This window comes from Sphingomonas quercus, assembly GCF_018863195.1.
GTDB lineage: Bacteria > Pseudomonadota > Alphaproteobacteria > Sphingomonadales > Sphingomonadaceae > Solisphingomonas > Solisphingomonas quercus.
This window is the reverse complement of the sequence record NZ_JAHKRT010000005.1, coordinates 136,463-151,155: the sequence shown is the minus strand read 5'-3', so window position 1 is coordinate 151,155 and position 14,693 is coordinate 136,463. Positions and strand designations below refer to the sequence as shown.

At 68.4% G+C, this 14,693-nt stretch carries 12 protein-coding genes; 7 read left to right on the top strand and 5 right to left on the bottom strand.

Annotation, left to right across the window (positions count from 1 at the left end):
• Nucleotides 1–144 precede the first annotated feature (144 nt).
• Both KOF26_RS10735 and secA read right to left on the bottom strand, forming a co-directional pair.
• Nucleotides 145–897, bottom strand: coding sequence for an SDR family oxidoreductase (locus tag KOF26_RS10735; protein WP_253201343.1), 753 nt, complete (start codon nucleotides 895–897; stop codon nucleotides 145–147).
• Nucleotides 876–3,617, bottom strand: coding sequence for a preprotein translocase subunit SecA (gene secA / locus KOF26_RS10730; RefSeq protein WP_216324412.1), 2,742 nt, complete (start codon nucleotides 3,615–3,617; stop codon nucleotides 876–878). Before secA ends, KOF26_RS10735 begins: the two co-directional genes overlap by 22 nt.
• A 228-nt stretch (nucleotides 3,618–3,845) precedes the next feature.
• Between secA and argJ the strand changes: the two genes are divergently transcribed.
• Together argJ and KOF26_RS10720 are read left to right on the top strand one after the other, a co-directional pair.
• On the top strand, nucleotides 3,846–5,060 hold the full coding sequence (gene argJ / locus KOF26_RS10725) for a bifunctional glutamate N-acetyltransferase/amino-acid acetyltransferase ArgJ (RefSeq protein WP_253201342.1): 1,215 nt from the start codon (nucleotides 3,846–3,848) through the stop codon (nucleotides 5,058–5,060).
• A gap of 4 nt (nucleotides 5,061–5,064) precedes the next feature.
• Complete coding sequence (locus KOF26_RS10720; protein ID WP_216324408.1) at nucleotides 5,065–5,859, top strand: inositol monophosphatase family protein; 795 nt, start codon at nucleotides 5,065–5,067, stop codon at nucleotides 5,857–5,859.
• Nucleotides 5,860–5,866: 7 nt separating this feature from the next.
• Here the strand turns inward: KOF26_RS10720 and KOF26_RS10715 are convergent, their stop codons facing one another.
• Nucleotides 5,867–6,133 (bottom strand): PepSY domain-containing protein, encoded by a 267-nt coding sequence (locus KOF26_RS10715; RefSeq protein WP_216324406.1) that lies wholly within the window; start codon nucleotides 6,131–6,133, stop codon nucleotides 5,867–5,869.
• Nucleotides 6,134–6,135: 2 nt separating this feature from the next.
• Here KOF26_RS10715 and KOF26_RS10710 point away from each other — a divergent pair, with 2 nt between their 5' ends.
• Complete coding sequence (locus KOF26_RS10710) at nucleotides 6,136–6,414, top strand: hypothetical protein (RefSeq protein ID WP_216324404.1); 279 nt, start codon at nucleotides 6,136–6,138, stop codon at nucleotides 6,412–6,414.
• Nucleotides 6,415–6,573: 159 nt separating this feature from the next.
• Here the strand turns inward: KOF26_RS10710 and trxA are convergent, their stop codons facing one another.
• Nucleotides 6,574–6,894 carry a thioredoxin TrxA gene (trxA, locus tag KOF26_RS10705; protein WP_216324402.1) on the bottom strand — a complete coding sequence of 107 codons (321 nt, stop codon included), beginning with the start codon at nucleotides 6,892–6,894 and terminating at the stop codon, nucleotides 6,574–6,576.
• A 54-nt stretch (nucleotides 6,895–6,948) separates the two neighbouring features.
• Complete coding sequence (gene addA, locus KOF26_RS10700; protein WP_216324400.1) at nucleotides 6,949–10,365, bottom strand: double-strand break repair helicase AddA; 3,417 nt, start codon at nucleotides 10,363–10,365, stop codon at nucleotides 6,949–6,951.
• Nucleotides 10,366–10,455: 90 nt separating this feature from the next.
• Between addA and KOF26_RS10695 the strand changes: the two genes are divergently transcribed.
• The 4 genes from KOF26_RS10695 to KOF26_RS10680 all read left to right on the top strand — a co-directional run bounded on the left by KOF26_RS10695 (nucleotide 10,456) and on the right by KOF26_RS10680 (nucleotide 14,607).
• A complete protein-coding gene (locus tag KOF26_RS10695) occupies nucleotides 10,456–11,130 on the top strand; it encodes a hemerythrin domain-containing protein (protein ID WP_216324397.1) in 675 nt (224 codons plus the stop codon).
• 236 nt (nucleotides 11,131–11,366) lie between these two features.
• The gene (locus KOF26_RS10690) at nucleotides 11,367–12,701 is read left to right on the top strand and encodes a methyl-accepting chemotaxis protein (protein WP_216324394.1); all 1,335 of its coding nucleotides are present in this window, start codon (nucleotides 11,367–11,369) and stop codon (nucleotides 12,699–12,701) included.
• Nucleotides 12,702–13,066: 365 nt separating this feature from the next.
• Complete coding sequence (locus KOF26_RS10685) at nucleotides 13,067–14,080, top strand: adenosine deaminase (RefSeq protein ID WP_216324903.1); 1,014 nt, start codon at nucleotides 13,067–13,069, stop codon at nucleotides 14,078–14,080.
• Nucleotides 14,077–14,607, top strand: a complete 531-nt coding sequence (locus KOF26_RS10680) for a phosphoribosyltransferase (protein WP_363182231.1) — start codon at nucleotides 14,077–14,079, stop codon at nucleotides 14,605–14,607. Before KOF26_RS10685 ends, KOF26_RS10680 begins: the two co-directional genes overlap by 4 nt.
• Nucleotides 14,608–14,693: the final 86 nt, after the last annotated feature.

Sequence of the window (14,693 nt, the reverse complement as noted above, 5' to 3'; positions counted from 1 at the left end):
AGCTACCCACCCCAAAGCAGTCATCGTCGCTTGTGAGTTACCCCCGTCATGCCGGACTTGATCCGGCATCCATCTAGCCACAAGCTGCGATGTCAAGAGGAGAGGTGGACCCCGGAACAAGTCCGGGGTGGCGGCTGGTTGCCTTTAGAAATGCGCGAGATAGCCGCCGTCGACCGCGATCGTCTGGCCGGTGACATAGGCGGCGGCAGGCGAGGCGAGGAACACCGCCGCGCCCGCGATTTCCGCCGGCTCCCCCCAGCGGCCCAGTGACGTGCGTCGCGCGAGGTGCGCTGTCACCTCGGCATCCTCGACCATCTCGCGATTGGCGTCGGTCGCGAAGAAGCCCGGCGCGATGGCGTTGACGGTGATGCCGCGCGGGCCAAGCTCGGCCGCCAGCGCGCGGGTCAGCGCGTCCAGCCCGCCCTTGGCCGCCGTATAGGCCGCGTCGCCGCCGCGCGCGATCGGGCCGGCGATGGAGGTGACGTTGATGATCCGCCCGCCCGCCGGCATGTGCGGCAGCACGTGCCGGACCAGATCGAAGGGGGCGATCAGGTCGATTTCGATGAGCGCGCGCACCGCCGCGCGGTCCAGCGCCTCCACCGGGCGGCGATCGCGCCCGCCGGCATTGTTGACGAGGATGTCGATGCGCCCGTGCCGCGCCGCCAGCGCCGCGACGGCGGCCCCGGTCGCGGCCTCGTCGGCCAGGTCGGCGACGCAAGTCTCGAAGCGGGCCTCGCCCACCGCCGCGAGCCGCGCGGCATCGCGGCCGTGCAGCGCCACCAATGCGCCCGCTTGCGCCAGCCCGCGCGCGATCTCGAGCCCCAGCCCGCCGCCCGATCCGGTGACGAGCGCAACCTTGCCCGTCAGGTCGAAGATCAGGCCACCCGACCGTGGCAATGCTTGAACTTCTCGCCCGAGCCGCATGGGCAGGGAGAATTGCGGCCGACGCGGCCTTCCCACTGCGCCGGATCCTCGCCCAGCTCGTCCGGCATGCTCGGCTGCGGCATCGCGAATTGCGGCACGCGCGTGGTGATCAGGCCGAGCGAGCCGGCATCCCGGTCGAACGTGTCGTCCTGGCCGAGGAAGGGATCGGTGTGGCTGGTGATGAAGTCCGGCATTTCCGGCAGCGGCGGCGGGGTATAGCCGAACTGGGCCAGCGCGATCGTCCGCGTCACATCCTCGCGCAGCGCGTGCAGCATGCGCTCGAACAGCACGAACGCCTCCTGCTTATATTCGTTGATCGGCGTCTTCTGGGCATATTGGCGCAGGTGGATCACCTGCCGCACGGCGTCGAGCGTCGCCAGATGCTCCTTCCAGTGATGGTCGAGCGATTGGAGAAGAATGCTCTTCTCCACCTGGATCCAGCTTTCCGGCGACAGTTCGGCGGCCTTGGCGGCGATCTCGGCGTCGGCCTGAGCCTGGATGCGCGTCGCCAGCATCTCCGGATCGACGGCTTCCTCGTTCAGCCAGTCCTCGATCGGCGGATCGAAGCCGAACACCGCCTGTACCCGCTCCTTGAGGCCGGCGACGTTCCACTGCTCGGGGTAGGAGCCGACAGGGCAGGCATCCCCGACCAGCCCGGACACCGTCTCGCCGCGCATCTCGGCGACGACATCGTCCACCGTCTCGGCATCCATGATGTCGGCGCGCTGCTCGTAGATCACCTTGCGCTGGTCATTCATCACGTCGTCATATTCGACGACCTGCTTGCGGATGTCGTAGTTGCGCGCCTCGACCTTCTTCTGGGCGGTCTGGATCGCCTTGGCGATCCACGGCGAGACGATCGCCTCACCTTCCTGAAGGTTGGAATTGACCATTTTCGAGAACATCGTCTGCGGCCCGAAGATGCGCAGCAGATCGTCGTCCAGCGAAAGATAGAAGCGGCTCAGGCCCGGGTCGCCCTGACGACCGGAGCGGCCGCGCAGCTGATTGTCGATGCGGCGGCTCTCGTGCCGCTCGGTGCCGAGCACGAACAGGCCGCCGGCGGCGAGCACCTGCTCCTTCTCCACCGCGATCTCGGCGCGGATCTTCTCGGCCTGCGCCTCATATTCCGGGGTGCCGGCCTCAAGCTCGGGATGCTCGTCCAGCATGCGGAATTCAAGGTTGCCGCCGAGCTGGATGTCGGTGCCGCGACCGGCCATGTTGGTCGCGATCGTCACCGCGCGCAGCCGGCCGGCCTGCGCCACGATATGGGCTTCCTGCTCGTGATAGCGGGCATTCAGCACCTTGTGGGTGACGCCCTCCTTCTGCAGGAATTCGCTGAGCATCTCCGATTTCTCGATCGACACCGTGCCGACCAGGATCGGCTGGCCGCTCGCCTGCTTCTCCTTGATCGCCACGGTGATCGCGGCGAACTTGTCGTGCAGGCTCTTGTAGAACTCGTCGACCTCGTCGATGCGGCGCACCGGCACGTTGGTCGGGATGGTGACCACGTTCATCTTGTAGATGTCGAAGAACTCGGCCGCCTCGGTGGCGGCGGTGCCGGTCATGCCGGACAGCTTCGGGTACATGCGGAAATAATTCTGGAAGGTGATCGAGGCGAGCGTCTGGTTCTCCGGCTCGATATTCACGCCTTCCTTCGCCTCGACAGCCTGATGCAGGCCGTCGGACCAGCGGCGACCGTCCATCATGCGGCCGGTGAACTCGTCGATGATGACGACCTTGCCGTCCTTCACGAGGTAATCGACGTCGCGCTTGAAGATCACGTTGGCGCGCAGCGCCTGGTTGACGTGATGCACGACCTGCGTGTTCTCGTAATCATAGAGGTTGCCGCCCTCGATCAGCCCGGCGGCCTCCAGCGCGCGCTCGAGCCGCTCGGTGCCGTCCTCGGTCAGCACGACGGACTTCTGCTTCTCGTCGATCTCGTAATCAGCCGGCGTCATGTCCTTCACGACCAGGTCGATGGCCATGTACAGCTCGGATTTGTCGTCGGTCGGGCCGGAGATGATCAGCGGCGTGCGCGCCTCGTCGATCAGGATCGAATCGACCTCGTCGACGATGGCGTGGTTGAACGGCCGCTGCACCATCTGCGCGCGGTCATATTTCATGTTGTCGCGCAGATAGTCGAAGCCGAGCTCGTTGTTGGTCGCATAGGTGATGTCGGCGTTATAGGCGTCGCGGCGCTGCTGGTCGGTGAGGTTGGGTACGATCGTGCCCACCGTCAGGCCGAGGAAGCGATAAACGCGGCCCATCCACTCGGCATCGCGGCTGGCGAGGTAATCGTTGACGGTGACGACGTGCACGCCCTTGCCGGGCAGCGCATTGAGATAGGTGGCGAGCGTCGCCACCAGCGTCTTGCCCTCGCCGGTGCGCATCTCGGCGATCTCGCCGCGATGAAGCACGATGCCGCCGATCAGCTGCACGTCGTAATGGCGCTGGCCGAGCACGCGCCGGGCCGCCTCGCGCACCGTGGCGAACGCCTCGGGCAGGATCTGGTCGAGCGTTTCGCCGGCGTCGAGACGCTGGCGGAAAAGCACGGTCTGGTTCGCCAGCTCCTCATCGGACATCGCCGAGATGGTCGGCTCGAAGCCGTTGATTCGGTTGACGACCGGCTGCAGCGACTTGACGTAGCGATCGTTGGACGAACCGAATATGGCCTTGGCAATGCCGCCGAACATGCAATTTCCCGTCAATGCTGCGGGCACGCGGAAGCGGCCCGGGAATCCCCTAAATCGGACCGGCGGGAGATAGGAGCGGGACCGGGTGTAGTCAAATACCTGTGGTTACCCGGCGCACCCCCGGGCGCGAAAAGCGCGCGCTCGCCGCCTCACCCGCGCCGTCATGTTCAGGATGTCGGCGATCAAACGGCATTCCGTCGGACCCGCCGCTCGACTATGGACCGCACCATGGAACGCTCGCCCCTCGCCACGCCCTTCCCGGAAATCCCTGCCGTTGCCGGCGTCCGCATCGCCGTCGCGCGTGCGCACTACAAGACGTGGGACCGCTGCGACCTGACCCTCGTCACCGTGCCGGAAGGCACGGCGGTGGCCGGGGTCACCACCCGCTCGCGCTGCCCTTCGCCGGAGGTGGAATGGTGCCGCGCTGCCCTGCCGCTCGGCCGGGCGCGGGCACTGGTCGTCAATGCCGGCAATTCCAACGCCTTCACCGGCAATCGCGGCCGCGCTGCCGTGGAGGCGATTGCCGCCCGCGTCGCCGGACGGCTGGGCTGCGAGCCCTCGGACGTGTTCGTCGCCTCGACCGGCGTGATCGGCGTGCCGCTGCCAATCGACAAGGCCGAGGCCGGCATCGACGCAGCGCTCGATGCGCCCGAGGCGGGCTGGCGCGACATGGCCGACGCCATCTCGACCACCGATACCTTTGCCAAGGGCGCCGTCACCCGCGCCGTGGTGGGGGGGCGCATGGTCAGCCTGACCGGCGTCATCAAGGGCTCGGGGATGATCGCGCCGGATATGGCGACGATGCTCGGCTTCGTCTTCACCGATGCCGCGATCGAGCCGGCCCTGCTGCAGGCGATGCTGGAACGCGCCAATGCGAAGAGCTTTTCGGCGATCACCGTCGACGGCGACACCTCTACCTCCGACACCGTGCTCGCCTTCGCCACCGGCGTGGGCTCGCGCCTCGCCTCGATGGACGATGACGGCGCGGACGCCTTCGAGGCAGCGCTGACCGATCTCTGCCTGCAACTTGCCCATCTCGTCGTCCGCGACGGGGAGGGAGCATCGAAGTTCATCGAGATCAGCGTCACCGGCGCGGAAAGCGACGAGAGCGCGCGCCGCATCGGCCTCAGCATTGCCAATTCGCCGCTGGTGAAGACGGCGATCGCCGGCGAGGACGCCAATTGGGGCCGCGTCGTGATGGCCGTCGGCAAGGCCGGCGAGCCCGCGGAGCGCGACAAGCTCGCCATCCGCTTCGGCGCTACCCAGGTCGCCGAGGGCGGGCTGGCAGTCGCCGGCTATGACGAGGCGCCGGTCGCTGCCCATCTCAAGGGGCAGGATATCGAGATCGGCGTCGATCTCGGCCTCGGCGATGGTCGCGCCACGGTTTGGACCTGTGATCTCACCCACGGCTATATCTCGATCAACGCCGACTATCGGAGCTGAGCGCATGCATCGCCTGTACGAGCCGGTGGCGGCGCTGATGCGCGAGACGGCGCGCGACGTGATCCTGCCGCGCTTTCGCGCGCTCGCCGCCGACGAGATGGAGGAGAAGACGCCCGGCGACTTCGTCACGATCGCCGATCGCGAAAGCGAGGCGCGGCTGTCGGAAGGGCTGGTGGCCATCCTGTCCGGCACCCGCGTGCTCGGCGAGGAAGCGACCGCCGCCGATCCGGCCTTGCTGGAGGGGCTGGGGAGCGGCGCGATCTGGATCGTCGATCCGGTCGACGGCACCAATAATTTCGCGGAGGGCAAGACGCCGTTCGCGGTGATGATCGCACTCGCCGTGGACGGGCTGGTCGAGGCTGGCTGGATCCTCGATCCCGTCACCGGCCGGCTGTGCCACGCGGCGCGAGGGCAGGGCGCTTTCGTCGACGGCGAGCGGATCAGCGCGCGCAGCACTGGCGAAACGCTGCCGCTGGCAGCCATCGCGCTGCATTTCCTGTCCGAAGAGAAGCGGGCGAACCTCGTGCGCCGCGCCGAGGGCCGGCTGAACCTTGTCGCCATTCCGCGCTGCGCGGGCGAGCAATATCCCCGCCTTGCGCTTGGCCAGAACGACGTCGCCCTGTTCGAACGGGCCAACCCGTGGGATCACGCGCCCGGCGGGCTGTTCCTGGAAGAGGCGGGCGGAAGGCTCGCCCGACTGGACGGCTCGGATTATCGCATCGACCGGCCGGGCCCGGGCCTGCTCGGCGCGGCCTCCCCGGAAATGTGGGAGAGGGCCGCCGAGATCCTCGTGCGCTGAGCCGTGCTCAGTCGCCGTCCTTCTTCACGATGCCATAGTCCTTGGGGCTGAGCTGCAGGTCATAGGTCTTGCCGTCGATGGCGCGGGCGTCGTCGACCTTCCAGATCTGGCCGTCCTCGTCATACTGGATCTTGTTCCAGCTTTTGAAGCCGGCCGCGGTGAGGCTGGCGGCGATCGCCTGCGCCTCTCCCTGGCTGGGCCCGCGATCGGCCAGCGCCGGCGCTGCGGCGGCGATCCCGATAAGGCCGAGCATGGCAATTGCTGCGCGGTTCATCGATGTCCTCCGATGTCGTTCACGTCGAAGAATCAACGGGCGGGCAGGGAAAGCCGTTCCGGCAGACTGCCCGACGGCCCAGTCTCTTCAGCCCGCTCGATTGTGCCACACCCCTGCTCGGCGGGGCGGCTCTGCCTGACAGCAGAGCGGCAATCATCCGTCAGAAGGAGGTGAGTAAAACGATATCTAGCCTCATCGACGCTACGATCGGCATTCTCACGCTGATCGTAGCATTCGCTACCTTGGTGTTGAAAATCATCGAGGTGGCCCGCTCGAAGTAGCGGCGGGAGGGGGCGGAACTGACATTCCGTCCCCAAACGAACTAGGCCCCGGCTGCTGACACAACCGGGGCCCTGAAAGTGGTGATCAAACGATAACTACCTCACGCAGCCTTCATACGCCGCGTCCGTAACGAATTCAACACCTCGCCGGCTTCGCCCTTACAGGGAACCCTCGAGCCAGCCCTTGATCTGGCTCTTCGGGGCGGCGCCGACCTTGGTCGCGGCGGGCTCGCCGTCCTTGAACAGGATCATCGTCGGGATGCCGCGCACGCCGTAGCGCGCCGGCGCATCGGGATTGTCGTCGATGTTGAGCTTGGCGATCGTCACCTGTTCGCCCAGCTCCTCGGACAGCTCCTCGAGCGACGGGCCGATCATCTTGCACGGGCCGCACCATTCCGCCCAGAAATCGACGAGCACCGGGCCGGACGCGGAAATGACGTCGCTCTGGAAGCTGGCGTCGGTGATCTTCTTGGTGGCCATGGACAATGCGCTCCTAGTGAATTGCCCGCAATGTAGGGGGCTTGTGTGCGCCACTCAACGGGGCAGGCCCAAGCTTTGATCCTGATCCTGCAAGCCAGGCTTTCGCGCGGCGAGCAGCGCGGCCGGGAGCGTGATCAGCCGAGGCCCGGCGGTATAAAGCAGCGCCGCCTCGATCGCGCGATCGGGAAAGATTGCGGCAAGAGCGGCGGCATAGGCGGCCATCTGGTCGAGATGGTAGTCGGGCACGGTATCGGCATCGGCCGGCACCCGCCGCCCGGTCTTGAAATCGACGATGAGGACGCGATCCGGCGTCACCAGCAACCGGTCGACCGTGCCCGCGATCACCCGCCCGCCGACCACCGCCGCGATCGGCGCCTCTGCCAGCGCGTCGGCGGCGAACACCGCAGCGAAGCGCGGATCGGCGAGGATCGCGCAGGCATCCTTCACCAGCCCATCGCGCAACGCCGCATCGGTGACGCCGGCGCTGCCTTCCAGCCAGCGCGCCGCCGCCGCCGGGCGATCAGCCGGCGGCAAGGGGGGCAGCCGCTCGAACAGCGCGTGGAGCAGTCGCCCGCGCTCGGCGGCAGCGCGCATCGTCGGGCCGGGGGGCGGATCGGCGACTTCGTCCTGACCGATCGCCGATGGTGCCAGCGGCCGGGGTGGCTGGCTCTCCCTGGGGGCCGGGCGGCGCAGCCAGCCGGGCTCGGCGATGGCCGGCGTCGCGGCACGTCGGCGCGGCGGCGCAGCAACGCGGGCGGTGCCGGTCTCGTGATGCCGCGCGCGGCCCCACAGCGGGTCGTCCGTCCAGCCGACACCCATATCGTCGAGGGCGCGCTCCACCGCGCTGTACCAGCTCGACGCCGGTGGCGCGCCGCGCATGCCCGGGGTCAGCGCGCCGGCGACGATCAGCCGTTCCTCGGCGCGGGTGAGGGCGACATAGAGCAGCCGCCAATGCTCCTCCCGCTCCCGCGACTCGGCGGTGGCGAGCAGGCCGGCGAAGGGGTCATGCCGCTCCTCCTTGCGAGGCCGGAAGATCGGCGCATCCTCCCAGCGCAGGCTCCGCGCGAGGCTGTCGTCCGGGTCGGCGGTGGCGTCGGCGAGGATGACGAGCGGCGCCTGCAGGCCCTTGGCGCCGTGCACGGTCATCACCCGCACCGCGTCGAGGGGGGCGGACGGGTCGCGCTTGATCTCCACCTCGCCGCGATCGAACCAGTCGAGGAACAATTGCAGCGAGGCCGGCCCGCGCGTCTCGAAATCGAGCGCGGCGGACAGCAGCTCCTCGATCGGATCGGCCGCCTCATGGCCGAGCCGGCCGAGCAGCCGGGCACGCGCCCCGATCGGGCCGGACAGCAACCGTTCCAGGAAGCGATAGGGGGTGACGAGGTCGGCCGTCTCGCGCAGCTGGTCGAGGATCGCCTGCGCGTCGGGAAAGCCGCCATTCGCGCGCAGCGCCTGGAACAGCGAGCCCCGCCGCCCGAAGGCGACGCGGAACAGCTCGTCCTGCGTCAGCCCGACGATCGGCGAGACGAGCAGGGCGGCGAGGTTAAGATCGTCTTCCGGCTGCAGCACGAAGCGGATCGTGGCCAGCAGATCGCGTACCGCCAGCGGCGCGTTCAGCCGCAGCCGGTCGACGCCCGCCACCGGCACTCCTTCGGCATGAAGCCGCGCGACGAGCAGCGCGGCCAGCTCGCTGCGCCGCCGGACGAGGATCAGCACATCTTCCGGGCGGAGCGGCCTCCCGGCGGCGCGCAGCGGCAACGGCGCATCCAGCCACTCGCGTATCTGGCGGGCCAATCTGGTGGCGTAGGCGCGCACGGCATCGTCGAACCAGCCTTCCTCGCCCTCCTCATCCTCGCCGGTGCGCGACTGGAAAGGGCGCCACAGCGTCACCGAACCCGGCTGATCGCGCCGCGCGGAATGATGGGTGGGGCTCGCCTCGATCAGGCCGAGCGCCTCGGCGCCGAGATTGTCGAGCAGCCGGTCGACCACTTCCAGCACCGGCGGCGTCGAGCGGAAGGAGCGGTCAAGCGACAGCTGCTCGAATTGGCGTTCGGCCTGCTCGGCATGGGCGCCGAACGCGCGGCGCGCAGCCTCGAAGGCCATCGGGTCGGTGCCCTGGAAGCCGAAGATCGCCTGCTTGAAGTCGCCGACCGTGAAGATCGTCCGCAGCGGCAGCCGTCCGTCGCCACGCGCGCCTTCTCCGGCAAAGAACTCGCCGGCCAGCTTGGCGACGATCTCCCACTGGTCGGCATTGGTGTCCTGCGCCTCGTCGACGAGGATGTGGTCGGTTGCCTGATCGAGCTTGTAGCGCACCCAGTCGCCCATGCCCGGCGTGCGCAACAGCGCGACCGTCGCCCGGATCAGATCGTCGAAATCGACCGTGCCCGTCGCCCGCTTGGCCTCCGCATAGGCGCGCGCATAGGCCTGCCCCGCGCGCAATCCCGCCGCCAGCACCGCCGCGAACGCCGCCTTGGCGCGCAGCGCGAGCAGCGCCGTGCAGGCTCCGTGGAGGCGGCCGACATGGCCCGAATAATCGGGATCGGCCTTTTCCTGTCCCTTGCTGACCGCGCGCAGCTCGCCGTCTTTCTTTGCCCAGATCTCGTGCAGGCCGGCGAGGCCGGCGGCCCGCTCGGCCGGCGAGAGCGCGCGCCAGCGGGCGATGGCGTCGGCATGGCCGAGGCCGGTCGGCGTGCCCCAGGCCGCGTTCGCCGCTGCCACCGCGCCGAGCGACCCGCAATCGAATGCCTGATCGGCGCAGGCATCGGCGAGCGACGCCTCGATATCGCCGTCCGGCACCTCCATCGCCCGGCGCAGCTTCGCCTCGATGCCGCTGCCCAGCGCCGCCATGGCGTCGGGTGCCCGTCCGCAGGCGAGCAGGAACGCCTCCGCCGGTCCCTCGCCGAGCCGGCGGGACAGCGTCTGCACGTCGCGGATCAGCGGCAGGTCGCCGCCGCGCTCGGCGGCGACGAGCAGCTCGGCCAGCGTGGCGCGGGCGAGCTGCGCCTCCTCGCGCCCCTCCAGTGGACGGAAACCGGGGGTGAGCCCGGCCTCGGCCGGGAAGCCGGCGAGCAGCGTCTGGCAAAAGGCGTGGATGGTGAGGATGCGCAAGCCTCCCGCAGCGTCCAGCACCGTCGCGAACAGGGTGCGGGCGAAGGCGAGGGCGGCGGGATCGTGAGGATCCTCGCCCAGCGCGAACAGCTCCTTCTTCAGCTCCCTCTCGGGCAGGCGCACCCAGTAAGCGAGCCGCGCATGGATGCGCTCGGCCATCTCCGCGGCGCCGGCCTTGGTGAAGGTCAGGCACAGGATCGTCTCCGGCGCGACGCCGGCGAGCAGCAGCCGCAGCACGCGCGCCGTCAGCACATGGGTCTTGCCGGTGCCGGCGGACGCCGACAGCCATACCAGCCGGCGCGGATCGGACGCGCGTTCCTGCGCGCCTTCGAGCAGATCGAGCTTCTTCATGCGGGCGGCCATAGCGCCCAAGCTCTAGCGCCCGGGCCGGCGCGCGCAACCGATACGGAGCCGAAGGGTTTAATCCCCGACACACCGAAATTGGAGGAAGTCATGGCCACCACTGCCGCCGACCGTCCCAAGACCAGCCGCTCCCGCGCGGCGAGCACCCGCGCCGGCAACGACAAGCCGAACGAGGCCAAGGGCAGCAACAGCAACGCCAAGTCGGGCTCGTCCCGCGGCGGCCTCGGCCAGCCGGGCCTCGCCGTCGGCGCGGCGGCCGCCGGCCTCGTCGCCGGCCTCGCCGCCAATTTCGTGCGCAAGGCGATCGTGCAGGCGCCGTCGGCGCTGGCCGGCCAGTGGGACGAGGCACTCAAGGCCGAGCATCAGGCCGTGCGCCTGATCTTTGACAAGATCGAAAAGACCGACGAGCACAACACCACCAAGCGCGCCACCTTGCTCATGCAGCTCAAGCACGCGCTCGCCAAGCATGCCGTCGAGGAAGAGAATGCCGTCTATGCCTGTCTGCGCGATCATGCGCAGAAGACCGAGGCGGACAAGCTCAATCACGAGCATGGCTATGTGAAGCAGTATCTCTATGATCTCAGCATGATGGATCGCCGCTCGCCGAAGTGGATCGCCAAGCTCCGCGAGTTCCGCTCGATGGTCGAGGATCACATGCGCGAGGAGGAAGAGAGCGTCTTCCCGCAACTGCGCGCCAGCCTCACCGAGGAAGAGAACAAGCAGCTGACGATGGCGATGAACAAGGAAGGCCTCAAGGTCGCCTGATTCATCTGCAATTTGCGTAGTTCGGTGGCGAAGCGCGAGTCTACGGGACGAGGTATCGGACCGTACGTCACGCTTCGCCGCCGTTTTTCCAGCCGCAAATCACGTATAAGTGAGCATCCGCGGTCAGGCTCGCGTTAACCAGACGCTCAACCATCTAGATTAATGACCTTTTTCCTGCGCGGTCCGGGTCCCCAGAAAGGGAGGTGGCACGGCCGGCCCGGAAGAAGGATCCAACAATGCTGTCGTGGTTCGAGAAGAGAGCCCCCATCCGCGTCAAGTTCAAGGCGATTCTGGCAGCCTGTGCGGCGTGGGGTCTTCTCGCCCTCGCCGGCACCGCCCTGAGCGCGGCGGGCCACGTCGTGATCGGCGGCAGCCTGGCCGCGGTTGCGGTTGCGCTGGTCCTGCTCACCATCGTGGTCAGCGGCCGGCTGATCTGCACGCCCTATGTCGATACCGTGGTGCGCATGGAGGCGATGGCCGCGGGCGATCTTCAGGCGCCGGTCCGCTACACCGATCACACCGACTGCGTCGGCCGGCTGACCAAGGCGATGGAGGTGTTTCGCCTTCAGGCGATGGAGGCCGCCGACAAGGAGACGGTGGCCCGCGTCGCGCGGCAGATCGGCGAGGGGCTGGAGGCGTTGGCCGATGGCGACATGACCTATCGCATCACGAATGCCTTCCCCGGCGAATATGAGACGGTGCGCACCGGCTTCAACCAGACTGTCGCCGCGCTTGAGGACAGCCTGCGCCAGGTGTCCGGCACGGCGCGCTCGGTGAACAGCAGCTCTTCCGAGATCCTGTCCGCTTCCGAAGACCTTGCCCGCCGCACCGAACAACAGGCCGCGGCGCTGGAGGAGACGTCCGCCGCGATCAGCCAGGCCAGCCATCTCGTGGCGGGCACGGCGCGCGGCGCCGCCGAGGTCAACGCCGCCGTCACCGACGCCCGCAACGACACGGCCGAGGGCAGCCGGGTGGTCGGACGCGCCGTCGACGCGATGGGCATCATCGAAAAGAGTTCGGCCGAGATCAGCCAGATCATCAGTGTCATCGACGGCATCGCCTTCCAGACCAATCTTCTCGCGCTCAATGCCGGCGTCGAGGCAGCGCGGGCAGGCGATGCCGGCAAGGGCTTCGCGGTCGTCGCCTCGGAGGTGCGCGCACTGGCCCAGCGTGCCGCCGACGCCGCCAAGGACGTCAAGGCGCTGATCACCGGCAGCCAGGCGCAGGTTTCGCAGGGCGTCGCTCTGGTGAGCGAGACCGGCGGCGTGCTGGAGCGGATTTCGACGCGGATCGAGCGGGTCAGCAAGCTCGTCACCGAAATCGCCGCGAGCACCGACACCCAGGCGTCGAGCCTGCACGAGATCAACACCGCCGTGCAGGACATGGACAATGTCACCCAGCAGAACGCCGCCATGGTCGAACAGAGCACCGCGGCGTCCCAGAGCCTCGCCGGCCAGTCGAACGAGCTGGAGGCGCTGGTGGCCCGCTTCCGCCTCACCGGCGACAACAGCGTCCGGGGATTGCAGGCACGCGCGGCGGCGGCTTCCTACGGCCGTCGCAGCTACGGCTGACCGCCGATTTCAGGACGATAGGGCGTTGGGGGCGCCGGCTTCACGGCGACGCGCGGATTGCGCTGGCGGCCACGCCGGCCACCGTCGTCATGCTGAACTTGGTTCAGCATCCACTTCCCCCCGGAATTCGGGCGCTCGCGGAGGGGTGGACCCTGAATCAAGTTCAGGGTGACGGCGGGACTTGCGGCGACGGCCACCCCGGCCACCCCGGCCACCCGGCCATCGGACTTGCGGCGGGCGCCACCCGGCCACTGTCGTCATGCCGAACCCCCCGAAAAACTCGGGACCAGCCCGGGGCAGGCGTTCGGCGGCGAGGCGAGCGCCCCTTGCCGGTGGCGGCGCCGCGTGCGACCTATGGCGTCATCATGACGACGCCGCACGACGCCTTCATCGCCGGCCTGCCCAAGGCCGAGCTGCATCTCCATATCGAAGGCTCGCTGGAGCCGGGGCAGATGTTCGCCTTCGCGCGCCGCAACCGCGTCGACATCCCCTTCGCCGATGTCGAGGCCGTGCGCGCGGCCTATGATTTCTCGAACCTCCAGGATTTCCTCGACATCTATTATGCCGGCGCCGAGGTGCTGCGCACCGAGGAGGATTTCCGCGATCTCACCACCGCCTATTTCGATCGCGCCGCCGCCGACAATGTCCGCCACGCCGAGATTTTCTTCGATCCGCAGACCCATACCGATCGCGGCATCCCGTTCGGCGTGGTCGTCGAGGGCCTGCTCGCCGGCATGGCCGAGGCCGAGGCGCGACACGGCGTCACCGCCAGGCTGATCCTCTGCTTCCTGCGCCACCTCGACGAGGCGGCCGCCTTCGCGACGCTGGCCGAGGCCGAGCCCTGGTATCATCGCATCGCTGCCGTCGGCCTCGATTCCTCCGAGGTCGGCCATCCGCCGGCCAAGTTCGCGCGCGTGTTCCAGGCGGCCTCCGTCCACGGGCTGAAGCGCGTTGCCCATGCCGGCGAGGAGGGGCCGCCGGATTATGTGCGCGAGGCGCTGGACCTGCTCCACATCGACCGGCTCGACCACGGCAACCGCGCACTGGAGGACAAGACGCTCGTCACCCGTCTGGCGCGACAGGCGATGACGCTCACCGTCTGTCCGCTCAGCAACCACAAGCTGTGCGTCGTCGACGATCTGGCGCGGCATCCGATCCGCGCGATGCTCGACCACGGGCTGCGCGCGACGATCAATTCGGACGATCCGGCCTATTTCGGCGGTTATGTGAACGACAATTTCCGTGCCGTCGCGCCGCTCCTCGATCGCGCCCAGCTGGTCACGCTGGCGCGGAACAGCTTCCTCGGCTCCTTCCTCGACGATGCGGCGGTGACGCGGCACCTCGAGGCGATCGATGCCTATGCGGCGGGTGCGGCGTGAGCGGGGCGCCCAATCTCGCCTATGTCGGCCATGACGAGTTCGTCGCCGATGTCGAGGCGATCGCCCGCCGCGTCGAGGCGGACGGGTGGATGCCCGGCTTCATCGTCGGCGTCGGGCGGGGCGGGCTCGCCCCTGGGGTCTATCTGTCGCATCGGCTCGACGTGCCGATGCTCTCGGTGGATCATTCCAGCCGGGTGTTCGGGTTCGCCGATGCGCTGCTCATCAACCTCGCCCGGCGCAGCGCGGCCGGCGAGCAATTGCTGTTCATCGACGACATCAACGATTCCGGCGGCACCATCCATTATCTGCGCGAGGCGCTGGCCCGCGAGGGCGCCGCCGCCGGCGCGGTGCGCTTCGCCACGCTGATCGACAACAGCCGATCCAGCGAGCGGGTGGACTATGCCTCGCGGGTCATCGACCGTGCCGAGAACCGGGACTGGTTCGTCTTCCCATGGGAAGCCATGGCGTCGCGCGCGACGCTCGTCGAGGAGGCCGAGTCGGTGCCGGAACGGCTCGGTCGCGAATAACCCGCGCCGCAATTGCGGTTGCTTAATCAGGCGTTTAGAACTCGACTTTAACGCGGACTGTGGTCGAGCCGGGGCGGTCGGTCACG

What these genes read in the sequence shown, in the direction of transcription:
- KOF26_RS10695 (WP_216324397.1), top strand. Translation starts at nt 10,456, where the DNA reads ATGGCCACCACTGCCGCCGACCGTCCCAAGACCAGCCGCTCCCGCGCG.
- argJ (WP_253201342.1), top strand. Translation starts at nt 3,846, where the DNA reads ATGGAACGCTCGCCCCTCGCCACGCCCTTCCCGGAAATCCCTGCCGTT.
- addA (WP_216324400.1), bottom strand. Translation starts at nt 10,365, where the DNA reads ATGGCCGCCCGCATGAAGAAGCTCGATCTGCTCGAAGGCGCGCAGGAA.
- trxA (WP_216324402.1), bottom strand. Translation starts at nt 6,894, where the DNA reads ATGGCCACCAAGAAGATCACCGACGCCAGCTTCCAGAGCGACGTCATT.
- KOF26_RS10715 (WP_216324406.1), bottom strand. Translation starts at nt 6,133, where the DNA reads ATGAACCGCGCAGCAATTGCCATGCTCGGCCTTATCGGGATCGCCGCC.
- KOF26_RS10710 (WP_216324404.1), top strand. Translation starts at nt 6,136, where the DNA reads ATGTCCTCCGATGTCGTTCACGTCGAAGAATCAACGGGCGGGCAGGGA.
- KOF26_RS10720 (WP_216324408.1), top strand. Translation starts at nt 5,065, where the DNA reads ATGCATCGCCTGTACGAGCCGGTGGCGGCGCTGATGCGCGAGACGGCG.
- KOF26_RS10690 (WP_216324394.1), top strand. Translation starts at nt 11,367, where the DNA reads ATGCTGTCGTGGTTCGAGAAGAGAGCCCCCATCCGCGTCAAGTTCAAG.
- secA (WP_216324412.1), bottom strand. Translation starts at nt 3,617, where the DNA reads ATGTTCGGCGGCATTGCCAAGGCCATATTCGGTTCGTCCAACGATCGC.
- KOF26_RS10685 (WP_216324903.1), top strand. Translation starts at nt 13,067, where the DNA reads ATGACGACGCCGCACGACGCCTTCATCGCCGGCCTGCCCAAGGCCGAG.